This window comes from Vibrio sp. CDRSL-10 TSBA (assembly GCA_039696685.1).
Taxonomy (GTDB): domain Bacteria; phylum Pseudomonadota; class Gammaproteobacteria; order Enterobacterales; family Vibrionaceae; genus Vibrio.
Genome location: CP155566.1, coordinates 886,173 through 908,637, shown reverse-complemented (window position 1 = coordinate 908,637; position 22,465 = coordinate 886,173). Strand labels below are relative to the sequence as shown.

The 22,465-nt window shown below is 51.3% G+C and carries 16 protein-coding genes and 4 pseudogenes; 18 read left to right on the top strand and 2 right to left on the bottom strand.

All coding sequences use genetic code 11. The annotated features are described in order from the left end of the window. The first annotated feature begins 82 nt into the window (after positions 1-82). The 4 genes from cysK (at position 83) to crr (ending at position 4,077) form a co-directional block, all read left to right on the top strand. Positions 83-1,051 (top strand): cysteine synthase A, encoded by a 969-nt coding sequence (gene cysK / locus ABDK09_11665; protein ID XAW90134.1) that lies wholly within the window; start codon positions 83-85, stop codon positions 1,049-1,051. A 290-nt stretch (positions 1,052-1,341) separates the two neighbouring features. Continuing rightward, complete coding sequence (locus ABDK09_11660) at positions 1,342-1,599, top strand: HPr family phosphocarrier protein (GenBank protein ID XAW90133.1); 258 nt, start codon at positions 1,342-1,344, stop codon at positions 1,597-1,599. A 139-nt stretch (positions 1,600-1,738) separates the two neighbouring features. Next, on the top strand, positions 1,739-3,463 hold the full coding sequence (gene ptsI, locus ABDK09_11655; GenBank protein XAW90132.1) for a phosphoenolpyruvate-protein phosphotransferase PtsI: 1,725 nt from the start codon (positions 1,739-1,741) through the stop codon (positions 3,461-3,463). Positions 3,464-3,567: 104 nt separating this feature from the next. Continuing rightward, positions 3,568-4,077 (top strand): PTS glucose transporter subunit IIA, encoded by a 510-nt coding sequence (crr, locus tag ABDK09_11650; GenBank protein XAW90131.1) that lies wholly within the window; start codon positions 3,568-3,570, stop codon positions 4,075-4,077. A gap of 189 nt (positions 4,078-4,266) precedes the next feature. Here the strand turns inward: crr and ABDK09_11645 are convergent. Beyond that, positions 4,267-5,419, bottom strand: a pseudogene (locus ABDK09_11645) (2-octaprenyl-3-methyl-6-methoxy-1,4-benzoquinol hydroxylase). 350 nt (positions 5,420-5,769) lie between these two features. On the opposite strand from ABDK09_11645, the gene miaB reads away from it, so the two are divergent. The 5 genes from miaB (at position 5,770) to lnt (ending at position 11,446) form a co-directional block, all read left to right on the top strand. Continuing rightward, positions 5,770-7,194, top strand: a complete 1,425-nt coding sequence (miaB, locus tag ABDK09_11640) for a tRNA (N6-isopentenyl adenosine(37)-C2)-methylthiotransferase MiaB (protein ID XAW90130.1) — start codon at positions 5,770-5,772, stop codon at positions 7,192-7,194. 127 nt (positions 7,195-7,321) lie between these two features. Beyond that, complete coding sequence (locus ABDK09_11635; GenBank protein XAW90129.1) at positions 7,322-8,431, top strand: PhoH family protein; 1,110 nt, start codon at positions 7,322-7,324, stop codon at positions 8,429-8,431. Continuing rightward, positions 8,428-8,892 (top strand): rRNA maturation RNase YbeY, encoded by a 465-nt coding sequence (gene ybeY / locus ABDK09_11630; protein XAW90128.1) that lies wholly within the window; start codon positions 8,428-8,430, stop codon positions 8,890-8,892. The genes ABDK09_11635 and ybeY overlap by 4 nt, the downstream gene beginning before the upstream one ends. Before the next feature lie 77 nt (positions 8,893-8,969). Beyond that, entirely contained in the window at positions 8,970-9,869 is a 900-nt protein-coding gene (gene corC / locus ABDK09_11625) for a CNNM family magnesium/cobalt transport protein CorC (protein XAW90127.1), read from the top strand. A gap of 44 nt (positions 9,870-9,913) precedes the next feature. Next, positions 9,914-11,446 (top strand): apolipoprotein N-acyltransferase, encoded by a 1,533-nt coding sequence (gene lnt / locus ABDK09_11620; GenBank protein ID XAW90126.1) that lies wholly within the window; start codon positions 9,914-9,916, stop codon positions 11,444-11,446. Between the two features lie 163 nt (positions 11,447-11,609). Here lnt and ABDK09_11615 read toward each other — a convergent pair whose 3' ends face one another. Then, the gene (locus tag ABDK09_11615; protein ID XAW90125.1) at positions 11,610-12,080 is read right to left on the bottom strand and encodes a zinc ribbon-containing protein; all 471 of its coding nucleotides are present in this window, start codon (positions 12,078-12,080) and stop codon (positions 11,610-11,612) included. Between the two features lie 122 nt (positions 12,081-12,202). Here ABDK09_11615 and leuS point away from each other — a divergent pair. The 9 genes and pseudogenes from leuS to ABDK09_11570 all read left to right on the top strand — a co-directional run bounded on the left by leuS (position 12,203) and on the right by ABDK09_11570 (position 22,460). After that, positions 12,203-14,780, top strand: a pseudogene (gene leuS, locus ABDK09_11610) (leucine--tRNA ligase). A gap of 109 nt (positions 14,781-14,889) precedes the next feature. Beyond that, a pseudogene (gene lptE, locus ABDK09_11605) lies at positions 14,890-15,493 on the top strand (LPS assembly lipoprotein LptE). Between the two features lie 8 nt (positions 15,494-15,501). Then, the gene (gene holA / locus ABDK09_11600) at positions 15,502-16,527 is read left to right on the top strand and encodes a DNA polymerase III subunit delta (protein XAW90124.1); all 1,026 of its coding nucleotides are present in this window, start codon (positions 15,502-15,504) and stop codon (positions 16,525-16,527) included. Between the two features lie 73 nt (positions 16,528-16,600). Further along, positions 16,601-16,912 carry a ribosome silencing factor gene (gene rsfS, locus ABDK09_11595; protein ID XAW90123.1) on the top strand — a complete coding sequence of 104 codons (312 nt, stop codon included), beginning with the start codon at positions 16,601-16,603 and terminating at the stop codon, positions 16,910-16,912. Position 16,913: 1 nt separating this feature from the next. Continuing rightward, positions 16,914-17,384, top strand: coding sequence for a 23S rRNA (pseudouridine(1915)-N(3))-methyltransferase RlmH (gene rlmH / locus ABDK09_11590; GenBank protein XAW90122.1), 471 nt, complete (start codon positions 16,914-16,916; stop codon positions 17,382-17,384). A 6-nt stretch (positions 17,385-17,390) separates the two neighbouring features. Further along, a pseudogene (mrdA, locus tag ABDK09_11585) lies at positions 17,391-19,281 on the top strand (penicillin-binding protein 2). Next, positions 19,278-20,399: a rod shape-determining protein RodA gene (gene rodA / locus ABDK09_11580; GenBank protein XAW90121.1), complete on the top strand. Its 1,122-nt coding sequence runs from the start codon at positions 19,278-19,280 to the stop codon at positions 20,397-20,399. Before mrdA ends, rodA begins: the two are co-directional and overlap by 4 nt. A gap of 2 nt (positions 20,400-20,401) precedes the next feature. Then, positions 20,402-21,190, top strand: a complete 789-nt coding sequence (locus ABDK09_11575; GenBank protein XAW90727.1) for a septal ring lytic transglycosylase RlpA family protein — start codon at positions 20,402-20,404, stop codon at positions 21,188-21,190. 94 nt (positions 21,191-21,284) lie between these two features. Beyond that, positions 21,285-22,460 (top strand): serine hydrolase, encoded by a 1,176-nt coding sequence (locus ABDK09_11570; GenBank protein XAW90120.1) that lies wholly within the window; start codon positions 21,285-21,287, stop codon positions 22,458-22,460. Positions 22,461-22,465 lie beyond the last annotated feature (5 nt).

Genomic DNA, 22,465 nt, shown 5'->3' with positions numbered 1-22,465 from the left:
AACCGAGCACATATTCTCTAAATCGTATCCGCAACGTATCGACTTATCGATACCAAAACATGCGAAATGAAGGAACATCACAATGAGCAAAATTTACGAAGACAATTCTCTAACTATTGGTAACACTCCACTGGTTCGTCTGAACAAAGTCAGCAAAGGCAACGTACTGGCTAAAGTTGAATCACGTAACCCAAGCTTCAGTGTTAAATGCCGTATCGGCGCCAACATGATTTGGGATGCAGAGAAGCAAGGTAAACTGAAACCAGGCATCGAACTTGTGGAACCAACCAGTGGCAACACAGGTATTGCTCTGGCCTTCGTTGCGGCAGCGCGCGGTTACAAACTGACGCTGACTATGCCTGAGTCAATGAGTCTTGAGCGCCGTAAGCTGCTTAAAGCACTGGGTGCAAACCTGGAGCTGACTGAAGCAGCTAAAGGCATGAAAGGTGCGATTGCTAAAGCGGAAGAAATTGTCGCCAGCAACCCTGAAAAATACCTGCTGCTGCAACAGTTCGATAACCCGGCTAACCCTGAAATTCACGAAAAGACCACAGGTCCTGAAATCTGGGAAGCGACTGACGGCCAGGTTGACGTATTCGTCGCTGGTGTTGGTACCGGTGGTACTCTGACTGGTACCAGCCGTTACATCAAAGGTGAGAAAGGCAAAGCCATCACTTCTGTTGCAGTAGAGCCAGCTGAATCTCCGGTAATTACACAAGCACTGGCAGGCCAGGATATTCAACCAGCTCCACATAAAATCCAAGGCATCGGTGCCGGTTTCATCCCTGGCAACCTGGATTTGGACCTGATTGACCGTGTTGAAACTGTAACTTCTGATGAAGCGATCGAGATGGCTCGTCGTCTGATGGAAGAGGAAGGTATCCTGGCTGGTATCTCATCTGGTGCAGCCGTTGTTGCCGCCAATCGTCTTGCAGAACTACCTGAATTTGAAGGAAAAACTATCGTAGTTATCCTACCAAGCTCAGGCGAACGTTACCTGAGTACTGCCCTGTTCGCCGGCATTTTCTCTGAGAAAGAAAACCAGCAGTAATATGTGGTGAAATCAAATTTTGGTTTAAAAAAGCCCCGTTGAGGGGCTTTTTTGTTGATCCTAGCCTCACCTTTGGTAATATCAGGCATGTTTTATTTCTAGCTTCAAAATAAAGAAGCAGACAAGATTAGATTCAATGGCTGAGTGTCAACAAGGCGATTGATTATTTTTATACCAGTATCAGTTCTGACACGAAAAGCTCGTAGCTCAACTAGCAGAAACGAGCTGATACGGTTAAGCTAATTCTGGTTAATAAACTTACAAAAAATAAATTAATTGGGGTATAAAACATGTACGAGAAGCAAGTAGAAATCACTGCAGAAAACGGTCTTCACACTCGTCCGGCTGCTCAGTTCGTAAAAGAAGCTAAAGCATTCGACGCGGACATCACTGTGACTTCTAACGGTAAAAGCGCTAGCGCGAAAAGCCTGTTCAAACTGCAGACTCTGGGTCTGGTTAAAGGCACTGTAGTGACTATCTCTGCAGAAGGTGCACAAGCTCAACAAGCTGTTGACCACCTGGTTGCTCTGATGGATCAACTACACTAATTCGCACCATTCCTGTCAAAGCCATTTTGTTCCCGCAAAGTGGCTTTGTTGGAAATAGGCTCTAGAATTAGCTACATATATCGTTAGCACAAACGTCCACTTATCTCCCGTTTACAGTTGACCAATTTAAGGTAAGGCTATGATTTCAGGCATCCTAGCATCTCCAGGTATTGCTATTGGTAAAGCACTACTACTTCAAGAAGATGAAATTGTCCTAAATACAAACACCATTTCTGACGCTCAAGTTGAAGCTGAAGTTGCGCGTTTCTACGACGCACGTAACAAATCTTCTGCACAGCTTGAAGTTATCAAACAAAAAGCCCTTGAGACTTTTGGTGAAGAAAAAGAAGCCATCTTTGAAGGCCATATCATGCTGCTTGAAGATGAAGAGCTAGAAGAAGAAATTTTAGCCCTCATCAAAGACGAAAAGCTGACAGCAGACAACGCGATTCACACTGTGATTGAAGAGCAGGCAGCTGCGCTTGAGTCACTGGATGACGAATACCTAAAAGAACGTGCTACAGATATCCGCGATATCGGTACACGCTTCGTGAAAAACGCCCTGGGCATCAACATTGTATCGCTGAGCGACATCAATGAAGAAGTGATCCTGGTGGCTTACGACCTGACTCCGTCAGAAACTGCACAAATCAACCTGGACTACGTTCTGGGCTTTGCATGTGACATCGGTGGTCGTACTTCTCACACCTCTATCATGGCTCGTTCTCTGGAACTGCCAGCGATCGTAGGTACTAACGACATTACCGCTCAGGTGAAAAACGGCGACATGCTGATCCTGGATGCGATGAACAACAAGATTGTCGTAAACCCAAGCGACGCTGAGCTGGAAGAAGCGAAAGCAGTAAAAGCAGCATTCCTGGCTGAAAAAGAAGAGCTGGCGAAACTGAAAGACCTGCACGCAGAAACCACAGACGGCCACCGCGTAGAAGTATGCGGTAACATCGGTACAGTAAAAGACTGTGACGGCATCATCCGCAACGGCGGTGAAGGCGTTGGTCTGTACCGTACAGAATTCCTGTTCATGGACCGTGACGCACTGCCAACTGAAGAAGAGCAATACAAAGCTTACAAAGAAGTGGCAGAAGCGATGGCTGGTCAGGCTGTGATTATCCGTACTATGGATATCGGCGGCGACAAAGACCTGCCATACATGGATCTGCCAAAAGAGATGAACCCGTTCCTGGGCTGGCGTGCAGTACGTATCAGTCTAGACCGTCGCGACATCCTGCGTGATCAGCTGCGTGGTATCCTGCGTGCATCAGCACACGGTACTCTGCGCATCATGTTCCCGATGATCATCTCAGTTGAAGAAATCCGTGAACTGAAAGCAGCGATTGAAGAATACAAAGCTGAACTGCGTGCTGAAGGCCATGCATTCGACGAAAACATCGAAATCGGTGTGATGGTTGAAACGCCGGCAGCAGCGGCAATTGCCCCTCACCTGGCAAAAGAAGTGTCTTTCTTCTCTATCGGTACCAACGACCTGACCCAGTACACACTGGCGGTAGACCGTGGTAACGAAATGATTTCTCACCTGTACAACCCGCTGTCTCCGGCTGTTCTGACTGTGATCAAGCAAGTAATTGATGCATCACACGCAGAAGGCAAATGGACCGGTATGTGTGGTGAACTGGCAGGTGATGAGCGCGCTACACTCCTTCTGTTGGGTATGGGTCTGGATGAGTTCTCAATGAGCGGCATCTCTATTCCTAAAGTGAAGAAAGTGATCCGTAACACCAACTTCGCTGAAGTGAAAGCAATGGCAGAAGAAGCACTGTCTCTGCCAACTGCAGCAGAAATCGAAGCTTGCGTTGAAAAATTCATCGCGAAAAACTCTCAATAATCTGCTAATACCAATGACATAGACGACTAAAAGTAGTCGTCTATTGTTAGTGAGTGGTATACTATACTTCACAGAATATATTAAAACGTTAGGAGCATGACACAATGGGTCTGTTTGACAAACTTAAGAAGCTAGTCTCTGACGACAGCGCTGACGCGGGTGCAATTGAAATCATCGCACCTCTTTCTGGTGAAATTGTAAACATCGAAGACGTGCCAGATGTCGTGTTTGCTGAAAAAATCGTTGGTGACGGTATCGCTATCAAGCCTACTGGCAACAAGATGGTAGCTCCTGTTAACGGTACTATCGGTAAGATTTTCGAAACTAACCACGCATTCTCTATCGAGTCTGACGATGGCGTTGAACTGTTTGTTCACTTCGGTATCGACACCGTTGAGCTGAAAGGCGAAGGCTTCAAACGTATCGCTGAAGAAGGTCAGTCTGTGAAAGTGGGCGACACTATCATTGAATTCGATCTGGCTCTGCTGGAAGAGAAAGCGAAATCAACTCTGACTCCTGTTGTTATCTCTAACATGGACGAGATCAAAGAGCTGGCTAAACTGTCTGGTTCAGTAAATGTTGGTGAAACTGCTGTACTGCGTGTAACTAAGTAAGCGGTTTACAAAGCATTCAAAAAAACGCTGCCATCGCAGCGTTTTTTTTCGTCTTTAATTTGGGGCTTTACTTACATGCCAGGTTTGTACTTAACATATCAGCTCTTTGCTTACATGAATGCGTGAGCCGCGCCCCTTAACCAGGCCGCACCGCAGCAGGATTACCGCGTGAATTATCCTGGCTAAGGTTTACAACCCCAGGGCGTAACGCAGTACCTGCTGCTTCACCGGCCCGGCGTTTTCCGCCAGTTTCAGTGCCGCATTGCGTACCCATTTAAGCGGAGTGTGGTCATTACTGAATGCGGCGTAGAAGAAGTCCATTCCACTTTGCATCAACAGGTTATCGCCCCGACGCTGACGCTGGTAGCGCTCAAACTGTGCCTGGGTCAGTTCATCATGCCCGGCGGTTGCCTCCAGCAGGGCCGCAACATCCTTAAAGCCAAGATTCACACCCTGCCCCGCTAACGGATTGATGGTATGCGCTGAATCGCCCACCAATATGCAATGATTACTGACATAGGTTTGCGCATGACGGCGGGTAAGCGGGAAACGAGCCGTGCTGCAGCACTTTAATATCGCCCAGCTCCGGCGGAAAATGACTCAGTATCTCTGCACGCAGCTGAGCCGGATTCATATGGCTGAGCTGCTTGATACGCGCCGGACTGTCATACCACACTAACGATCCCTGATGACCGTTGAGCGGTAAAAATGAACGCGGGCCGGACGGGAAAAACTGCTGCCAGGTGATATCCTGTTGCGCCAGCTCGGTTTCGACATTAATCAGCATGCAATGCTGGCGGTAATCCCAGGCGGTGATCCCGATGTTAGCCAGAGTGCGTACCTGTGAGTTGGCGCCGTCCGCACCGATAATCCACTGACACTTAAGCTCGGTACCGGATTGCAGCGTGATGGTCTGGATGTCGCCAAACTCAATCGATGCCAGTTTATCCGGGCACAACAAAGTCAGATTCGGATACGCACTAAACGCTTGCCACAAACCAAGCTGAATCACCCGGTTTTCCACCATGTAACCCAGTTGTTGCAGGCCCAGCGCCTCGCTGGAAAAGCGCGTACGGCATTCGGGATGCTCCCAGGTCTCGAGACGGCGATAAGGGCAGACCCGCATCGCACGGATGCTGTCCCAGGCGCCAAGTGCTTGCAGTAAATCAACCGAGGTTTGCGAGATAGCAGAAATACGAACATCCATTGGCTGATCATCGTTAAACGCAGCAGGCTGATGCCCGTCCACAACCGCTACCCGACGCCCCTGCTGGGCAAAGCCGATGGCCGCTGCCGCGCCGACCATGCCGCCTCCAATGACTACTATGTCAAAATCGTTCATATCTACTGCTTCTACCTGACTGAATCGTAAAAACCAAGTCTACCACACAACCGCTGACCGGTAGGCTTGCGAGCGACAAAATATGACCATAAACAGCGGTTTGCTAATGCATGCTGCCAGGTTGGTTTTCCTCTCGGCGCCAATCCCCTGCCCGGCCCAGGGGCAAAGCCTGTCAGGACAATGGCTGGGATGAGAATGACTGGTCAGCTCCGGTTGAAACCAGTACAATACGCCGCTTAGCACCCAAGTGGTGACTAATTTTTAACCACGTCTGGCCAATTTATCCAGACGTCACTGGAAACACTGGGCGATTTGCTCCCTTAATTTAAACTAACGACCGAGCGAAGAACATGAGTAAAAAACTGCTAATCAAAACCTGGGGCTGCCAGATGAATGAGTACGATTCATCAAAAATGGCCGACCTGCTTAACGCTGCGAACGGCTATGAGCTAACTGAAGAGCCAGAGGAAGCAGACGTACTTCTACTTAATACCTGTTCGATTCGCGAAAAAGCGCAAGAGAAAGTATTCCACCAGCTGGGCCGCTGGAAAACACTGAAAGACAAAAAGCCAGGCGTCGTGATTGGCGTGGGTGGTTGTGTCGCGACTCAGGAAGGCGATCATATCCGTGACCGCGCACCGTTTGTCGATGTTATTTTTGGCCCGCAAACTCTGCACCGCCTGCCAGAGATGATCAAACAATCTCAGTCAGATGATGCGCCGGTAATGGATATCTCCTTCCCGGAAATCGAAAAATTCGACCGTCTGCCAGAGCCGCGTGCTGAAGGCCCGACCGCGTTCGTTTCTATTATGGAAGGCTGTTCTAAGTACTGTACTTACTGTGTGGTACCTTACACCCGTGGTGAAGAAGTCAGCCGCCCGATGGATGACGTGCTGTATGAAATCGCGCAACTGGCAGAGCAAGGCGTGCGTGAAGTCAACCTGCTGGGTCAGAACGTAAACGCTTACCGCGGCCCGATGCATGACGGTGAAATCTGTTCATTTGCCGAACTGCTGCGTCTGGTTGCGTCGATCGATGGTATTGACCGTATTCGTTTCACCACCAGCCACCCGCTGGAGTTCACTGACGACATCATCGCAGTATACGAAGACACCCCAGAGCTGGTGAGCTTCCTGCACCTGCCGGTACAGAGTGGTAGTGACCGCATCCTGACCATGATGAAACGTCCGCACACCGGTATCGAATACAAGTCAATAATCCGTAAGCTGCGTAAAGCGCGCCCGGATATCCAGATCAGTTCTGACTTTATCGTCGCTTTCCCTGGCGAGTCTGACAAAGACTTCCAGGACACCATGAAACTGATCCGCGATGTCGACTTTGATATGAGCTTCAGCTTTATCTTCTCGCCTCGCCCGGGTACACCGGCAGCGGATTACCCTTGTGATCTGACTGAAGAGACCAAGAAAGCACGTCTGTACGAGCTGCAACAGCAGATCAACAGCCAGGCCATGCGTTACTCACGCCTGATGATGGGTACCCAGCAACGTATTCTGGTTGAAGGTCCGTCGAAGAAAAACCTGATGGAACTTCGTGGTCGTACCGAAAACAACCGTGTAGTAAACTTCGAAGGACCGGCTGAGCTGATTGGCCAGTTTGTCGATGTAAACATTGTTGATGTGTTCCCGAACTCTTTACGCGGTGAACTCGTAAGAACAGAAAAAGAGATGAACTTGCGTGTCGTGACTTCTCCGTCAGAAATGATGGCGAAAACACGCCGTGAAGATGAGCTGGGAGTAGCTACGTTTACTCCTTAAGTTTCAGTAACCCAAGGCTGGCAAGATTTCGCGCATAAACTCGCATTTCGTGCTGACTTGGGTATACACTGTCATGAGACGCCCGGTCAAAATCGGGCGTCTGAAAATGACATACTGAGAGGTTAAATTGAGCAATAAAATCGTTACTTTAGAGATAGATCTCGAACCTTCCGATAACCGCCGTCTTGCCAGTCTGTGCGGCCCTTTCGATGACAACATCAAGCATTTAGAACGTCGTTTAGGCGTTGAAATTAACCACCGTAGTAACTATTTCACCATTGTTGGTAAAGCGCATACTGCGACTGCCGCGCTCGACATTCTGCAAACTCTGTATGTCGACACAGCGCCGGTACGCGGTCAGATTGCCGACATTGAACCGGATCAGATCCATCTGGCGATCAAAGAGTCCGGTGTTCTGGAACAGAGCACCGAATCGGAGCTGGTTCCGCACGGCAAAGAAGTATTTGTCAAAACCAAAAAAGGCATTATCAAACCACGTACGCCGAATCAGGCTCAGTACCTGGTCAACATGGTGACCCACGATATCAGTTTTGGTATTGGTCCGGCCGGTACCGGTAAAACCTACCTGGCGGTTGCAGCTGCGGTTGATGCCCTCGAGCGTCAGGAAATCCGTCGTATTCTGCTGACTCGTCCGGCGGTTGAAGCGGGTGAAAAGCTGGGCTTTCTGCCCGGTGACCTGAGTCAGAAAGTCGACCCTTACCTGCGTCCGCTCTACGATGCGCTGTTTGAGATGCTCGGCTTTGAACGGGTTGAAAAACTGATTGAACGTAACGTAATTGAAGTGGCTCCGCTGGCTTACATGCGCGGCCGTACCCTGAACGATGCGTTTATCATTCTCGACGAAAGTCAGAACACCACTGTCGAACAGATGAAAATGTTCCTGACCCGGATCGGCTTTAACTCGCGCGCCGTCATCACAGGTGACGTGACCCAGATCGACCTGCCACGCGGTGCTAAATCGGGCCTGCGCCATGCGATCGAAGTACTGAGCGAAGTCGAGGAAATCAGCTTCAACTTCTTCCTCGCCGATGACGTGGTGCGTCACCCGGTAGTAGCGCGTATCGTCAACGCTTATGAGAAATGGGAAGCCCAGGATCAGAAAGAGCGTAAAGAGTACGAGAAACGCCGTCGTGAAGAGCGTGAGTCTAAACTGCTTGAGCAGCAGAAAGCTGAGCTGACAAGCTCAGGCGCACTGGAAGAGTCTGGTGAGTCATGAGTATTGAACTTGATTTGCAACTGGCCGTCGAGGATGAAACCGGGCTGCCGTCGAGTGACGATTTTGCCACCTGGCTGAGAGCAGCCGTCACTCCGTTTCAGCCTCAGGCTGAAGTGACGGTGCGCATCGTCGATGAGCAAGAGAGTCACCAGCTTAATTTCGAATACCGCGGCAAAGATAAGTCAACCAACGTGCTGTCTTTTCCGTTCGAAGTGCCGCCCGGTATCGAAATGGATTTGCTCGGTGATCTGGTGATTTGTCGCCAGGTCGTTGAACGCGAAGCAGAAGAGCAAAATAAGCCTCTGCTAGCACACTGGGCCCATATGGTTGTACATGGCAGTCTTCATCTGCTAGGTTATGACCATATCGAGGATGACGAAGCTGAAGAGATGGAGTCCCTCGAAACAGAAATCATGCAGAAAATGGGGTTTGAAGACCCATATCTGGCCGATAAAATCTAGTTTTCCGCCGCCATCACGGCGCGGTTAACTTTATGTGAGCTATCACACATCTGATAGCGTTACCGAATAGAGAAACAATGAACGAAGATAATTCGCCCTATTCTTCCGAAGGAAACAAAGAAAAATCGGACGGTCCGAGTAGAAAGTCCTTCTTTGAGCGCCTAGGTCAGTTATTTCAGGGAGAACCCAAGGATCGTCAGGAACTGGTTGACGTAATCCGCGACTCTGAAGTCAATGACCTGATTGACCATGACACCCGCGATATGCTGGAAGGGGTTATGGAAATTGCCGAAATGCGGGTTCGTGACATCATGATTCCCCGCTCACAAATGGTCACCGTCGAGCGTACCGATAACCTGGACTCGCTGGTCGCCTTGATTACCGATGCGCAGCATTCGCGTTATCCGGTCATCAGCGAAGACAAAGACCATGTGGAAGGCATTCTGCTTGCGAAGGACTTACTCAAATACTTAGGCTCGAACAGTTCCCCGTTTGACATCGAAGAAGTGATCCGCCCGGCGGTAGTGGTTCCTGAAAGCAAACGCGTCGATCGTCTGCTGAAAGAGTTCCGTGAGGAACGATATCATATGTCGATTGTCGTAGATGAGTTCGGGGGTGTTTCCGGCCTGGTGACCATTGAAGATATTCTGGAAGAAATCGTTGGCGATATCGAAGACGAAACCGACGATGAAGAGCAACTGGATATTCGTAAGCTCAGCAAACACACCTATGCGGTGAAGGCGCTGACCACCATCGAAGAATTCAACAATACCTTTGGTACCCGCTTCAGTGATGAAGAAGTGGATACGGTCGGCGGCCTGGTGATGACGGCCTTTGGCCACCTGCCAAGTCGTGGTGAAATCGTGGAAATCGATCGCTACAACTTCAAGGTAACGGCTGCTGATAATCGTCGCGTTGTTCAACTTCAGGTAACCATCCCCGATATGGAAGCTCTTCCGGAGATCAGCGAAGAGTAGTTCAAATCTCTCTTACTTCGGTAAGAGCATCAGAAAAGTTGCAGATGACGAATACAATTCATCGCCTTATGCGGCCGCTTGCGGCCGCTTTTGTTGGCGCCCTCACTACCCTGGCTTTCGCTCCCTATCAACTCTGGCCTGTGGCCATTCTCAGCCCGTTGCTGCTGTTATTACTGCTCCATAAACAATCCGCCAAAGGCGCTGCGCTGATTGGCTATTGCTGGGGTCTGGGACAGTTTGGTATCGGTATTAACTGGGTTCATATCAGCATTGATACCTTTGGTGGTATGCCCAAAATCGCCAGTGTGTCCCTGATGCTGCTGCTGGTCGGTTATCTGGCTATCTATCCGGCCCTGTTCGCCTGGGCGCTCAATCGCTTTTTCCCGGCCTCTGGTCGTGGCCGCTTATTACTTGCCGCTCCCGCGCTCTGGCTGGTCTGTGACTGGTTACGCGGCTGGGTAATGACAGGTTTTCCGTGGTTGTGGCTTGGTTACAGCCAGATAGACAGTCCGCTGGCCAATTACGCTCCGCTCGGCGGGGTAGAACTGCTGACGCTGATGGTGATGGTCTCCGCTGGCGCACTCGCCCTGACGCTACTGAGTAAAAATAAAACTCTGCTGCTGATCCCGGCGGTTATCTTTGCTGCCGGCTACGGGCTCAATGCCGCGCGCTGGGTCAAACCGGACACGGACAAAACCACTAAGATAGCCTTGATTCAGGGCAACATACCTCAGGCACGTAAATGGCTGCCAAGCGAACGCTGGCCAACCATTATGAAGTACACCGACCTGACCCGTGAAAACTGGGATGCGGACATTATTATCTGGCCGGAAGCCGCCGTGCCGGCCTTCGAGTTTGAGCTGACTTCCTACCTGCACAACCTTGATGCGGCAGCGCGCCTCAACCACAGTACGATTATCACCGGCATTCTTAACCAGACCGATGACAAGCAGTATTACAACAGCGTTCTGGCACTGGGCGATACTACGCAAGGCGAATATCAGTACGATGTGTCACAGCGTTTCCATAAACATCACCTGTTGCCATTTGGTGAGTTTGTGCCGTTTGAAGATCTGCTGCGTCCGCTGGCACCGTTCTTCAACCTGCCGATGTCTTCATTTACTGCGGGTGATTATATCCAGCCGAATATTATCGCCAGTGGCCACGCCCTGACGCCGGCACTGTGTTACGAAATCATCTTCAATGAGCAAGTGCGTGCCAACACCACCGACGACACCGACTTCCTGCTGACCCTGTCCAACGATGCCTGGTTTGGCCGCTCGATTGGCCCGTTACAACATATGGAAATTGCCCGTATGCGCGCGCTGGAGCTGGGTAAACCGCTGATTCGTGCCACCAATAACGGCGTGACTGCTGTCACTGACTACCGTGGTCAAATCACCGCACAAATCCCGCAGTTTGAGACCGGGGTGCTGCGTGCTGAACTGGTGCCGACCCGTGGCCAGACGCCATACCACGCTCTGGGCAGTTGGCCGCTGTATGTGTGGACCGCCCTGGCTGTACTGGCCGGTCTGCTGCTGCAGCGCCGCCGCAACCAGCCTGACGCTGATAGCTGACCGTCACAAACAAGAAGAGCCCCAGCGGGGCTCTTCTTGTTTTAGTGTATTACCGGAACGGAGTGGCTCTTTAATAAAATAAGACCCTGTTAATAACATAAAGCCCTTGGCATAACTTCAGGGCGATTGTCATCACGTCAGGCTCGTGCCCTACAAGCAAGTGCTAAGGTTTTAACGGCTGACGACTGAACGCGGTCGCGCCGCAGCGGGTGCAGGGTACAATTTCGGTCGGGTGATTGTACTCCATCCTGTGGCCACAGCTGTCACACACCAACACACCCAGTCCAATCATATCCCCGGCTTTATACAACCCCTGATGTTCGAGATCCTGAAACAGCTCTACCCACTCGACTTTGGTGCGATCGGTAATATCCAGCAGCCCCTGCCAGATGGAGTTGGTGATCATCAGATAAAACGGGCTGCTTTTTTCCTCTTCATAACTGTCTGCGAACTCTTTGAGGTCTGACTTTATGTAGGCGGAAATCAACGCCAGTTCATCTTTGGTCAGGTCATTGGCGGCGGCCACAACTTTGCCGGAAGTGTCCAGAATATGATCGACTTCTTCAGGGCTCTTCTTGAGGGTTTCGACCACCTCTTCAACTAAAGCCTCGTAACCCGTTTTTTGTTTTGGCATATGTCACCTCCATCAAACCCGATTGGCTATTGTTGTGATCCCTTGCTTTAGGTATTCTATGACGATCTATTAGTATCTGTTCAAACTGAACTCACAAATTCCAAGATAACCGGATATCATCGATGCAAGAGCAATACAACCCGCAAGATATTGAACAAAAAGTTCAACAGCATTGGGACGACAACAAGACCTTTGTTGTAAGTGAAGACCCAAATAAAGAAAAATTCTACTGTCTCTCAATGTTCCCGTACCCAAGTGGCCGTCTGCATATGGGTCACGTGCGTAACTACACTATCGGTGATGTGGTCTCTCGTTTCCAGCGTCTGCAAGGCAAAAACGTCATGCAACCAATCGGCTGGGATGCTTTCGGTCTGCCGGCAGAAAACGCTGCAGTCAAAAACAACACTGCGCCGGCGCCGTGGACCTACGAAAATATTGAATACATGAAAAACCAGCTCAAACTGCTGGGTTTTGGCTACGACTGGAACCGTGAATTCGCAACCTGTCGTCCTGAATACTACCGTTGGGAACAAGAGTTTTTCACCAAGCTGTACGAGAAAGGCCTGGTTTACAAGAAGACGTCTTCCGTTAACTGGTGTCCGAACGACCAGACCGTTCTGGCCAACGAACAGGTTGAAGACGGCTGCTGCTGGCGTTGTGATACTCCGGTAGAGCAAAAAGAAATCCCGCAATGGTTCATTAAGATCACCGCATACGCGCAAGAGCTGCTGGATGATCTGGATAACCTGGATGGCTGGCCGGAAATGGTGAAAACCATGCAGCGCAACTGGATTGGCCGCTCTGAAGGTGTGGAACTTAAGTTTGCAGTAAAAGATCAGGCACAGGATCTGGAAGTGTACACCACGCGTCCGGACACGCTGATGGGTGTGACTTACGTCGGTATCGCCGCGGGCCACCCGCTGGCAACCAAAGCCGCACAAAGCAACCCTGAGCTGGCTGCTTTCATCGAAGAATGTAAAAACACCAAAGTCGCCGAAGCTGAACTGGCTACGATGGAGAAGAAAGGCATGGCGACCGGCCTGACAGCCATTCACCCGCTGAATGGCCGTGAAGTACCGGTTTACGTGGCTAACTTCGTGCTGATGGACTACGGTACAGGCGCGGTTATGGCCGTTCCGGCCCACGACCAGCGTGATTACGAGTTCGCCACTAAGTACAACCTGGACATCATTCCGGTCATCAAACCTGTTGACGGCAGCGAGCTGGACATTTCGGCTGAAGCTTACACCGAGAAAGGCGTGCTGTTTGACTCAGGTGAGTTCGATGGTCTGGAATTCCAGGCAGCGTTCGATGCGATCGCAGCCAAACTGGAAGCAGAACGTAAAGGTGTTAAAACCGTGAACTTCCGTCTGCGCGACTGGGGTGTTTCCCGTCAGCGTTACTGGGGTGCACCAATTCCGATGGTGACCACTGAAGATGGTGAAGTTCATCCGGTTTCCTGCTGACCAACTGCCGGTGATTCTGCCGGAAGATGTGGTCATGGACGGCGTAACCAGCCCGATCAAAGCGGATAAAGAGTGGGCGAAAACCACCTTTAACGGTGAACCGGCTCTGCGTGAAACCGACACATTCGATACTTTCATGGAATCGTCTTGGTACTACGCGCGCTACTGTAGCCCGCAAGCGGATGACATCCTGGATCCGGAAAAAGCCAACTACTGGCTGCCGGTTGACCAGTACATCGGTGGTATCGAGCACGCGTGTATGCACCTGCTGTACTCACGTTTCTTCCACAAACTGCTGCGTGATGCCGGTTATGTGACTTCTGACGAGCCATTTAAGCAGCTGCTATGTCAGGGTATGGTACTGGCTGATGCGTTCTACTACACCAACGAGAAAGGCACCAAAGAGTGGGTCTCTCCGACGGAAGTGAAAGTAGAACGTGACGCGAAAGGCCGCATTGCTTCTGCTGTCGACAACGAAGGCCGCAACGTTGAGCACTCAGGCATGATCAAAATGTCTAAGTCGAAAAACAACGGTATCGACCCGCAGGAAATGGTCGACAAATACGGTGCAGACACTGTGCGTCTGTTCATGATGTTTGCTTCACCGGCAGATATGACACTGGAATGGCAGGAATCAGGCGTTGAAGGTGCGAACCGCTTCCTGAAACGAGTCTGGAAACTGGTGCGTGAGCACGCAGAGAAAGGCGCAGCCGGCGCGGTTGACGCGGCAGCACTGAACGCAGACCAGAAAGCGCTGCGTCGTGATGTACACAAAACCATCGCTAAAGTGACCGATGATATTGCGCGTCGTCAGACCTTCAACACGGCAATTGCAGCGATCATGGAGCTGATGAACAAGCTGGCTAAAGCTTCTCAGGAAGAGGCTCAGGATCGTGCGATTCTGGATGAAGCTCTGAAAGCTATCACGCTGATGCTGTACCCGATTGCACCGCACATCTGTTTTGAAATGTGGAATGCTCTGGGTCAGGCAGACATCGACAGCGCGGCATGGCCAACCTTCGATGAAGCGGCTCTGGTTGAAGACGAGAAACTGATCGTTCTGCAGGTGAACGGTAAGCTGCGCGGCAAACTGACCGTAGCGGCGGACGCGACTAAAGAGCAAGTCGAAGAGCTTGGTCTGAAAGACGAAAATGTGCTGAAGTTCACCGACGGCAAAACCATTCGCAAAGTTATCTATGTTCCGGGCAAACTGCTGAACATCGTTGCGAACTAATTCCGTCTCTGACGGTCTGTAAACAGGGCCAATGGCCCTGTTTACTTATCTCAGCCCATCATGGTGGTGGGCTGAGATAAGTAAATCCATTTCATGAGAAAGTAGCCCCATGCGTTTGACATTGTCATCTACATTGAAGTTATCACTGGTTGTTCTGACCGCCTCCCTGCTCAGTGCCTGCGGTTTTCACCTGCGTGGTGACTACGATGTTCCGGAAGAAACTGAGCACGATGTCGGTCACCAGTTACGACCAATACAGCACCTTTACCCGCTTAGTGAAAGGTCAGCTGCGCCTGAATGAAATCGCCCTGGTCAGCCCAAGCGAAAATGTGCCAAACCTGCATCTGCTGAGTGAAGGCATCAGCGAGCGCACTCTGTCGCTGTATCAGAACGCACGTACCGCAGAAAAAGAGCTGACCTTCCGCGCCTCTTACCGTGTCCTTATTCCTGAGCTGGGTGAAAAAACGTTCTCCACCAGCGTGACCCGCAGCTACCTGGATAACCCGCTGACTGCACTCGCAAAATCGGTAGAACGCGACATGATTGAAGATGAAATGCGTAAACTGGCCGCGAGTCAGATTGTGCGTCAGATGGCTCGTCTTAAAGCCTCGATCGAATCCGGTCATATGGACGATCCGCAAACCAGCGACGCCAATTCGGATTACACGGTTAACACCGTTCAAGAACCAGCCGCTGCCGGCAACAGTCAGTAGGCTATCTGATGAGATTGTATGCTGACAAACTGGCAGACGCGCTGCAAAAGTCGCTGCTGCCGGTTTATCTGGTGTTTGGCAACGAGCCTTTGCTGATTCAGGAATCGCGCAGCGCGATTGAACAGCAGGCGCGCAGCCAGGGTTTTGAAGAAAAACACCGTTTTCAGCTTGATGCCAGCCTCGACTGGAACGAAGTGTATGACTGCTGCCAGTCAATGAGTCTGTTTTCCAGCCGCCAGTTGATCGAGCTGGAAATTCCCGAGGCGAGTCTGAATGCCGCCGCAGGTAAAGAACTCGCCAAACTGGCTGACAGCCTCAATCCGGATATTTTGCTGGTCATCGTCGGGCCGAAACCGACCCGGGCGCAGGAAAACAGTGCCTGGTTTAAAGCGCTGAGTGCGCACGGCGCGGTGGTCAACTGCCTGACGCCGGACATCAGCCGCCTGCCCCAGTTTGTCAGCGCGCGCTGCCGGGCGTTAGGTTTGCAGCCTGACGCCGAAGCGGTTCAGATGCTGGCACAGTGGCACGAAGGCAACCTGTTTGCCCTTGCCCAGAGCCTGGAGAAACTGCTCCTGCTTTACCCGGACCGCCAGCTCACTCTGGTGCGACTGGAAGAGTCGCTCAGCCGCCATAACCACTTTACGCCATTTCACTGGATTGATGCGCTGCTGGAAGGTAAAGCCAATCGTGCTCAGCGCATTTTGCGCCAGCAAGCGGCCGAAGGCGTGGAGCCGATTATCCTGATGCGAACGGCACAAAAAGAGCTGTTTCAGCTGCTGCAGATGCGCCAGGCGATGAACAGTCAGCCTATCGGCAGCCTGTTTGATAAATACCGTATCTGGCAAAACAAACGTCCGTTATACGCCGCCGCTCTGCAGCGCCTGTCAGTTCAGCATCTGCAACATCTGGTGCGCTTACTTGCCCAATGCGAAATTGTGGCAAAAACTCAATATGAGCAGTCACCCTGGCCGTTATTACACCAACTGAGCCTGGAGTGCTGTGTTCCGCAGGCAAACTTACCCTTGCCTGCCTGAAGCGTGCTATAGTGCCGCGCTTTTTTCATATCTTTTTATCGTTATTTATTTCAGAGGAACATTCCCTTGCAACGTGAAGAAACTCAAAGACTTTCTTGCCGACAAAGCCGACGACATGAAAGCGGTCGACATTATTACCCTGGATGTCATCGGTAAATCCAGCGTCACCGATTACCTGATCATCTGTACCGGGACGTCGAAAAGACACGTTGCGTCCATTGCTGAGCATGTAGCCAGCGAAGCCAAAAAAGCCGGCGTTGAGCCGCTGGGCATCGATGGCGAGAATGAAGGCGAATGGGTCGTGGTCGATATGGGATCAACAATGCTGCACGTGATGCAGGAACAACAACGCGAGATGTACCAACTGGAAAAACTCTGGAGCTAAGGTGAAGATTCAACTGATCGCCGTTGGCACCAAAATGCCCAAGTGGGTCGAAGAGGGTTTTCAGGAATACCGCCGCCGCTTCCCGCATGATATGCCACTGGAACTGGTGGAAATCAGCGCAGGTAAACGGGGCAAAAACGCCGACATTGCAAGAATTCTGCAAAAAGAAGGCGAAGCCATGCTGGCAGCCGTGCCAAAGGGAAACCGAATTGTTACTCTCGACATTCCCGGTAAGCGCTGGGACACCGAACAACTGGCGCAGCAGCTGGAAAGCTGGAAACTGGATGCCCGGGACGTATCAATCCTGATTGGTGGCCCGGAAGGTCTGGCGCCGGCATGTAAAGCCGCCGCAGAACAGAGCTGGTCATTATCACCGTTGACCCTGCCCCACCCGCTGGTACGGGTTGTGATGGCAGAAAGCCTGTACCGCGCCTGGAGTATTACAGCTAATCACCCTTATCACCGAGAATAGAGACTGATGTTACGTAAGCGTAACCCTATTCGAGACTATCTGGCAGAAGCACGGTTATTTCGTAACCGTGCTATTGTATCTTTTGTCGGAATTGTCTTGATGATGGGGATACTGGTCGCCAACCTGTACAACATCCAGGTCAACCAGTATCAGGATTATAAAACCCGTTCCAATGACAACCGCATCAAAGTCGTCCCTATCGCTCCCAACCGCGGCCTGATATACGACCGCAACGGTGTTTTGCTGGCGGAAAACCGCCCTGTCTTTAACCTGGAGATCATCCCGGAAAAAGTCAAAGACATGGACGACACCATCGCGCGCTTACAACAGATTCTGCAAATCACGCCGGAACAAATCGCCGCGTTTGACAAAGAGCGTCGTCAAACCCGCCGCTTTAATTCGGTGCCGCTGCTGACACAGCTGACCCAGCAGGAAGTAGCCAAATTTTCCGTTCAACAGTACAAGTTTCCCGGCGTATCGGTGACAGCCAACCTTAAGCGCTTTTATCCGTACGGCGAAGTACTGACCCACGTGCTCGGTTACGTATCACGCATCAATGACCGCGACATGCGTCGCCTTGAACAGGAAGGCAAAGAAGCCAACTACCAGGCCACGCGTGATATCGGTAAGCTCGGTATCGAACGTTACTACGAAGATGTACTGCACGGCACCGCCGGTTACCAGGAAGTGGAAGTCAACAGCCGCGGCCGTATCATCCGCACCCTGAAATACGTTCCGCCCACGCCGGGCAAAGATATCGTGCTCAATCTTGATATCGAGCTGCAAGTCTATGTGCATAAACTGCTGGAAGGCCGTCGTGGCTCAGCCGTGGTGCTGGATCCAAAAGATAATGGCGTACTGGCTATGGTGTCGAGCCCAAGTTATGACCCTAACGCCTTTGTGCACGGCATCTCGAGTAAAGCCTACAGTGAACTGCTCAACGATAAAAACCGCCCGCTGGTAAACCGCACCACACTCGGGATTTATCCTCCGGCGTCAACCGTGAAACCGTTTATTGCCGTTTCAGCGCTGGAAGAAGGCGTCATTACGCCCAATACCACCCGTAATGACCCGGGTTACTGGCGCATTCCAAATTCCAAGACCCGGCCGTTCCGCGACTGGTCACGCTGGGGCCACGGTACGGTCAATGTTACCAAAGCACTGGAAGAGTCGGTGGATACCTTCTTCTATCAGGTCGCTTATGACATGGGTATCGACCGCCTGTCGACCTGGATGATGAAATTCGGCTTTGGCGATTACACCGGCATTGATATCAACGAAGAAAGTACCGCTAACATGCCAACCCGTGAGTGGAAAATGGCCCGTCACCGTACGCCTTGGTATCAGGGCGACACCATACCTGTGGGTATCGGCCAGGGTTACTGGACCGCGACCCCGATGCAGATCGCCAAAGCGACCTCGGTCCTGGTCCATCACGGTGAGGTGATTGCACCGCACTTGCTGCGTTCAACCATCAACAACGGTGACAAATTCTCGACCCAGAAAGAGACCGAATACACCACCTATCCGCCAATCACAGGTGTACCGGATAAATACTGGAATATCGCCATCGAAGGCATGCACCTGGTCAACCACGGCAGCCGTGGTACCGCTCGCCGCGCCTTTTACGGCTCGGAATACCAGAGTGCCGGTAAGTCCGGTACTGCCCAGGTATTTGGTCTGGCGGAAGGCCAGAAATATAACGCCGACGAGCTGGCCGAGCACCTGCGTGACCATGCGCTGTACACCAGTTTTGCGCCGGTCGATAACCCGCAGGCGATTGTCACCATAGTACTGGAGAAACGCCGGCGGCGGCTCAAGTCATGGTGCACCGGTTGCCAGACAGATCTTTGACCACATTATTCTCAAGAAAGACGATAAGGCAGAACAGGAATGAAACTCGATCCTTCTACCGGCCAGAACCGGGCCTTTTTCGAACGCTTGCATATAGACCTGCCACTGCTGCTTGGCTTACTGGTCGTGATGGGGTTTGGCCTGGTGGTGATGTACAGTGCCAGCGGCCAGAGCCTGGCGATGATGGATCGTCAGGCAATGCGTATGGTGCTGGCGCTGGCAGTAATGATCGGCCTGGCTCAGTTACCACCGCGGACCTACGAACGCCTGGCTCCGGGACTGTTCTTTGTCGGGGTTATCCTGCTGCTGGGGGTACTGTTTTTTGGTGAAGTGTCCAAAGGTGCTCAGCGCTGGCTGAATCTCGGTTTCGTGCGCTTTCAGCCATCGGAATTACTCAAACTGGCGGTACCTTTGATGGTGGCGCGTTATATCGGTAAGCGTCCGCTGCCGCCGAGCTTTCAGACTCTGATGATCTCGGCTGTCATGGTGTTCTTTCCGACCATACTGATCGCCAAACAGCCCGATCTGGGCACCTCGATCCTGATCGCGGCGTCCGGAGTCTTTGTTATTTTTTTGGCCGGTATCAGCTGGAAAATTATCGTCGCGGCGGCCATGGCGGTCGGTGCGTTCGTGCCGGTGCTGTGGTTTTTCCTGATGCACGAGTATCAGAAAACCCGGGTACGCACTCTGTTTAACCCGGAGTCTGACCCGCTCGGTGCCGGTTACCACATTATCCAGAGTAAAATTGCGATTGGTTCGGGCGGAATTCCCGGCAAAGGTTGGTTGCACGGCACCCAATCCAACCTGGAATTCTTACCTGAACGACATACTGACTTTATCTTTGCAGTAATCGCCGAAGAATGGGGCATGATAGGCATCCTTGCGCTATTGGCAGTCTACTTATTTATTATTGGCCGCGGACTCTACCTGGCAAGCAATGCACAAACCGCATTCGGTCGCATGATGGCCGGCAGTATTGTGCTAAGCTTTTTTGTTTATGTATTTGTAAACATCGGGATGGTAAGCGGTATTTTGCCGGTAGTGGGTGTACCTCTTCCACTGATCAGCTATGGCGGTACTTCTATGGTCACGCTCATGGCAGGATTTGGTATTCTGATGTCAATCCATACCCATAGAAAAGCGTTTTCGAAGGCAAACTAATGATGCACTCAAAGCTCCTTGTTACCTTTTGCTGCGCCGCAATCCTGGCCGGCTGTAGCACCACCCCATCCGGGCGCTACGAGATCGACGATGATGTGGCGCCTGATACGCCAATGTCGGTCGATCATATTGAAGATGCCCACCCGCAGTACGAACCTTACAGCCTGGGGGGCAACAAAGATTACACCCTGCGCGGTGTCAATTATCAGATTGAAAAACAGACATCGGGCTTTAAGCAACGCGGCAAAGCGTCCTGGTACGGTAAAAAGTTTCATGGTCACCTGACCTCAAACGGCGAAATTTATGACATGTACTCGATGAGTGCAGCGCATAAAACCCTGCCGCTGCCGAGCTATGTCAAAGTGACCAATCTGGATAACGGGAAATCGACCGTGGTGCGGGTCAATGACCGCGGCCCTTTCCACTCCGGGCGTATCATAGATTTAAGTTATGCCGCAGCGCATAAAATCGGAGTGGTTCAGACCGGCACCGCGAATGTAGAGATCGAGGTAATTCCGGTTAACAAAAGCAGTGATACCAAGCCGAAATCCGGTGCACCTCAGTACATCATTCAGGTGGCATCTTCACAAAATGAACAAAGAGTGCGAACTTTAGCGCAAGAAATGGGTCAAAGCCTTTCAGTGCAAAGTTTTGTCGAGAGTATTGACCAAAGCCATCGCCTGTTTCTGGGACCGTTCAGCGATTACACCCAAACACAGGACACCCTCGAAAAGGTGAAAGCTCTGGGGTACGATACTGCCTTTATTAAAAAGCACTCCGTCACGCAATAATGGCATCCCAAGCCCGACCTGATTAGTCAGGTCTGGTTTGAGAAGTTGTTTCTGTTAATATAACGAACAATTAATTAAACAATTCGCATTCATCATGAAAAAAACCATCCTAAATTCTGTTTTAGCGTCTTCAATTGCGCTTTCCGCTACGTTCACCAGCACAGCTAACGCTTCTCCTGTCGTAATTCCAGATGCGCCACAGATCGCGGCAAAAGGTTTTGTACTGATGGACTATCATTCAGGCAAAGTTCTTGCCCAGAAAGAAATGAATACCAAGCTGTCTCCAGCCAGCCTGACCAAAATGATGACCAGTTACGTCATCGGCCAGGAACTGAAGCGCGGTAACATTTCTAACGATGATGACGTCACTATCAGCCGTAATGCCTGGGCGAAGAACTTCCCGGAATCATCAAAGATGTTCATCGAAGTCGGCACGACGGTTAAAGTACGCGATCTGAACCAGGGCATCATTGTTCAGTCAGGTAACGACGCTTGTGTCGCCATGGCAGAGCACATCGCCGGCTCGGAAGATGCGTTTGTCGATCTGATGAACGCCTGGGGCAGCAGCCTGGGTATGAAAGATACCCACTTTGCCAACGTACACGGCCTGGACAACGCAGATCTGTACACCACGCCTTACGACATGGCACTGCTGGGTCAGGCTCTGATCCGTGACGTTCCGAACGAGTACAAAATCTACTCAGAGAAGAAATTCACTTACAACGGCATCACTCAGTACAACCGTAACGGTCTGCTGTGGGATAAAAGCATGAACGTGGACGGCATCAAAACCGGTCACACCACCAACGCAGGTTTTAACCTGGTAAGCTCGGCCACCGAAGGCAAGATGCGTCTGGTTGCGGTTGTCATGGGCACCAAAGACATGAACGCACGTAAATCAGAGAGCAAAAAGCTGCTGAGCTACGGCTTCCGTTTCTTTGAAACGGTTGAACCACATAAAGCGGGCGAAACTTTCGTCAACGAAAAAGTGTGGATGGGTGACAAGTCAACGGTTGCTCTGGGTGTAGGCGAAGACACATACGTGACTCTGCCACGCGGCCAGGCGAAAGATCTGACGGCCAGCTTCGTTCTGGAAAAAGAGCTGAAAGCACCAATCCAGAAAGGCGAAAAAGTCGGTACTCTGTACTACCAGGTGAACGGTGAAGATGTGGCACAACGTCCTCTGCTGGCACTGGAAAACGTCGAAGAAGGCAGCATGTTCAGCCGTCTGTGGGACTACATTGTCCTGCTATTCAAAGGCTTGTTCTAAACCGA

Excerpts from the sequence above, each read along its gene's own strand:
- corC (XAW90127.1), top strand. The coding sequence starts at position 8,970 with ATGAACGAAGATAATTCGCCCTATTCTTCCGAAGGAAACAAAGAAAAA.
- ABDK09_11660 (XAW90133.1), top strand. The coding sequence starts at position 1,342 with ATGTACGAGAAGCAAGTAGAAATCACTGCAGAAAACGGTCTTCACACT.
- holA (XAW90124.1), top strand. The coding sequence starts at position 15,502 with ATGAGATTGTATGCTGACAAACTGGCAGACGCGCTGCAAAAGTCGCTG.
- ABDK09_11575 (XAW90727.1), top strand. The coding sequence starts at position 20,402 with ATGCACTCAAAGCTCCTTGTTACCTTTTGCTGCGCCGCAATCCTGGCC.
- ABDK09_11615 (XAW90125.1), bottom strand. The coding sequence starts at position 12,080 with ATGCCAAAACAAAAAACGGGTTACGAGGCTTTAGTTGAAGAGGTGGTC.
- rodA (XAW90121.1), top strand. The coding sequence starts at position 19,278 with ATGAAACTCGATCCTTCTACCGGCCAGAACCGGGCCTTTTTCGAACGC.
- ABDK09_11570 (XAW90120.1), top strand. The coding sequence starts at position 21,285 with ATGAAAAAAACCATCCTAAATTCTGTTTTAGCGTCTTCAATTGCGCTT.
- lnt (XAW90126.1), top strand. The coding sequence starts at position 9,914 with ATGACGAATACAATTCATCGCCTTATGCGGCCGCTTGCGGCCGCTTTT.
- cysK (XAW90134.1), top strand. The coding sequence starts at position 83 with ATGAGCAAAATTTACGAAGACAATTCTCTAACTATTGGTAACACTCCA.
- ptsI (XAW90132.1), top strand. The coding sequence starts at position 1,739 with ATGATTTCAGGCATCCTAGCATCTCCAGGTATTGCTATTGGTAAAGCA.
- crr (XAW90131.1), top strand. The coding sequence starts at position 3,568 with ATGGGTCTGTTTGACAAACTTAAGAAGCTAGTCTCTGACGACAGCGCT.
- ybeY (XAW90128.1), top strand. The coding sequence starts at position 8,428 with ATGAGTATTGAACTTGATTTGCAACTGGCCGTCGAGGATGAAACCGGG.
- miaB (XAW90130.1), top strand. The coding sequence starts at position 5,770 with ATGAGTAAAAAACTGCTAATCAAAACCTGGGGCTGCCAGATGAATGAG.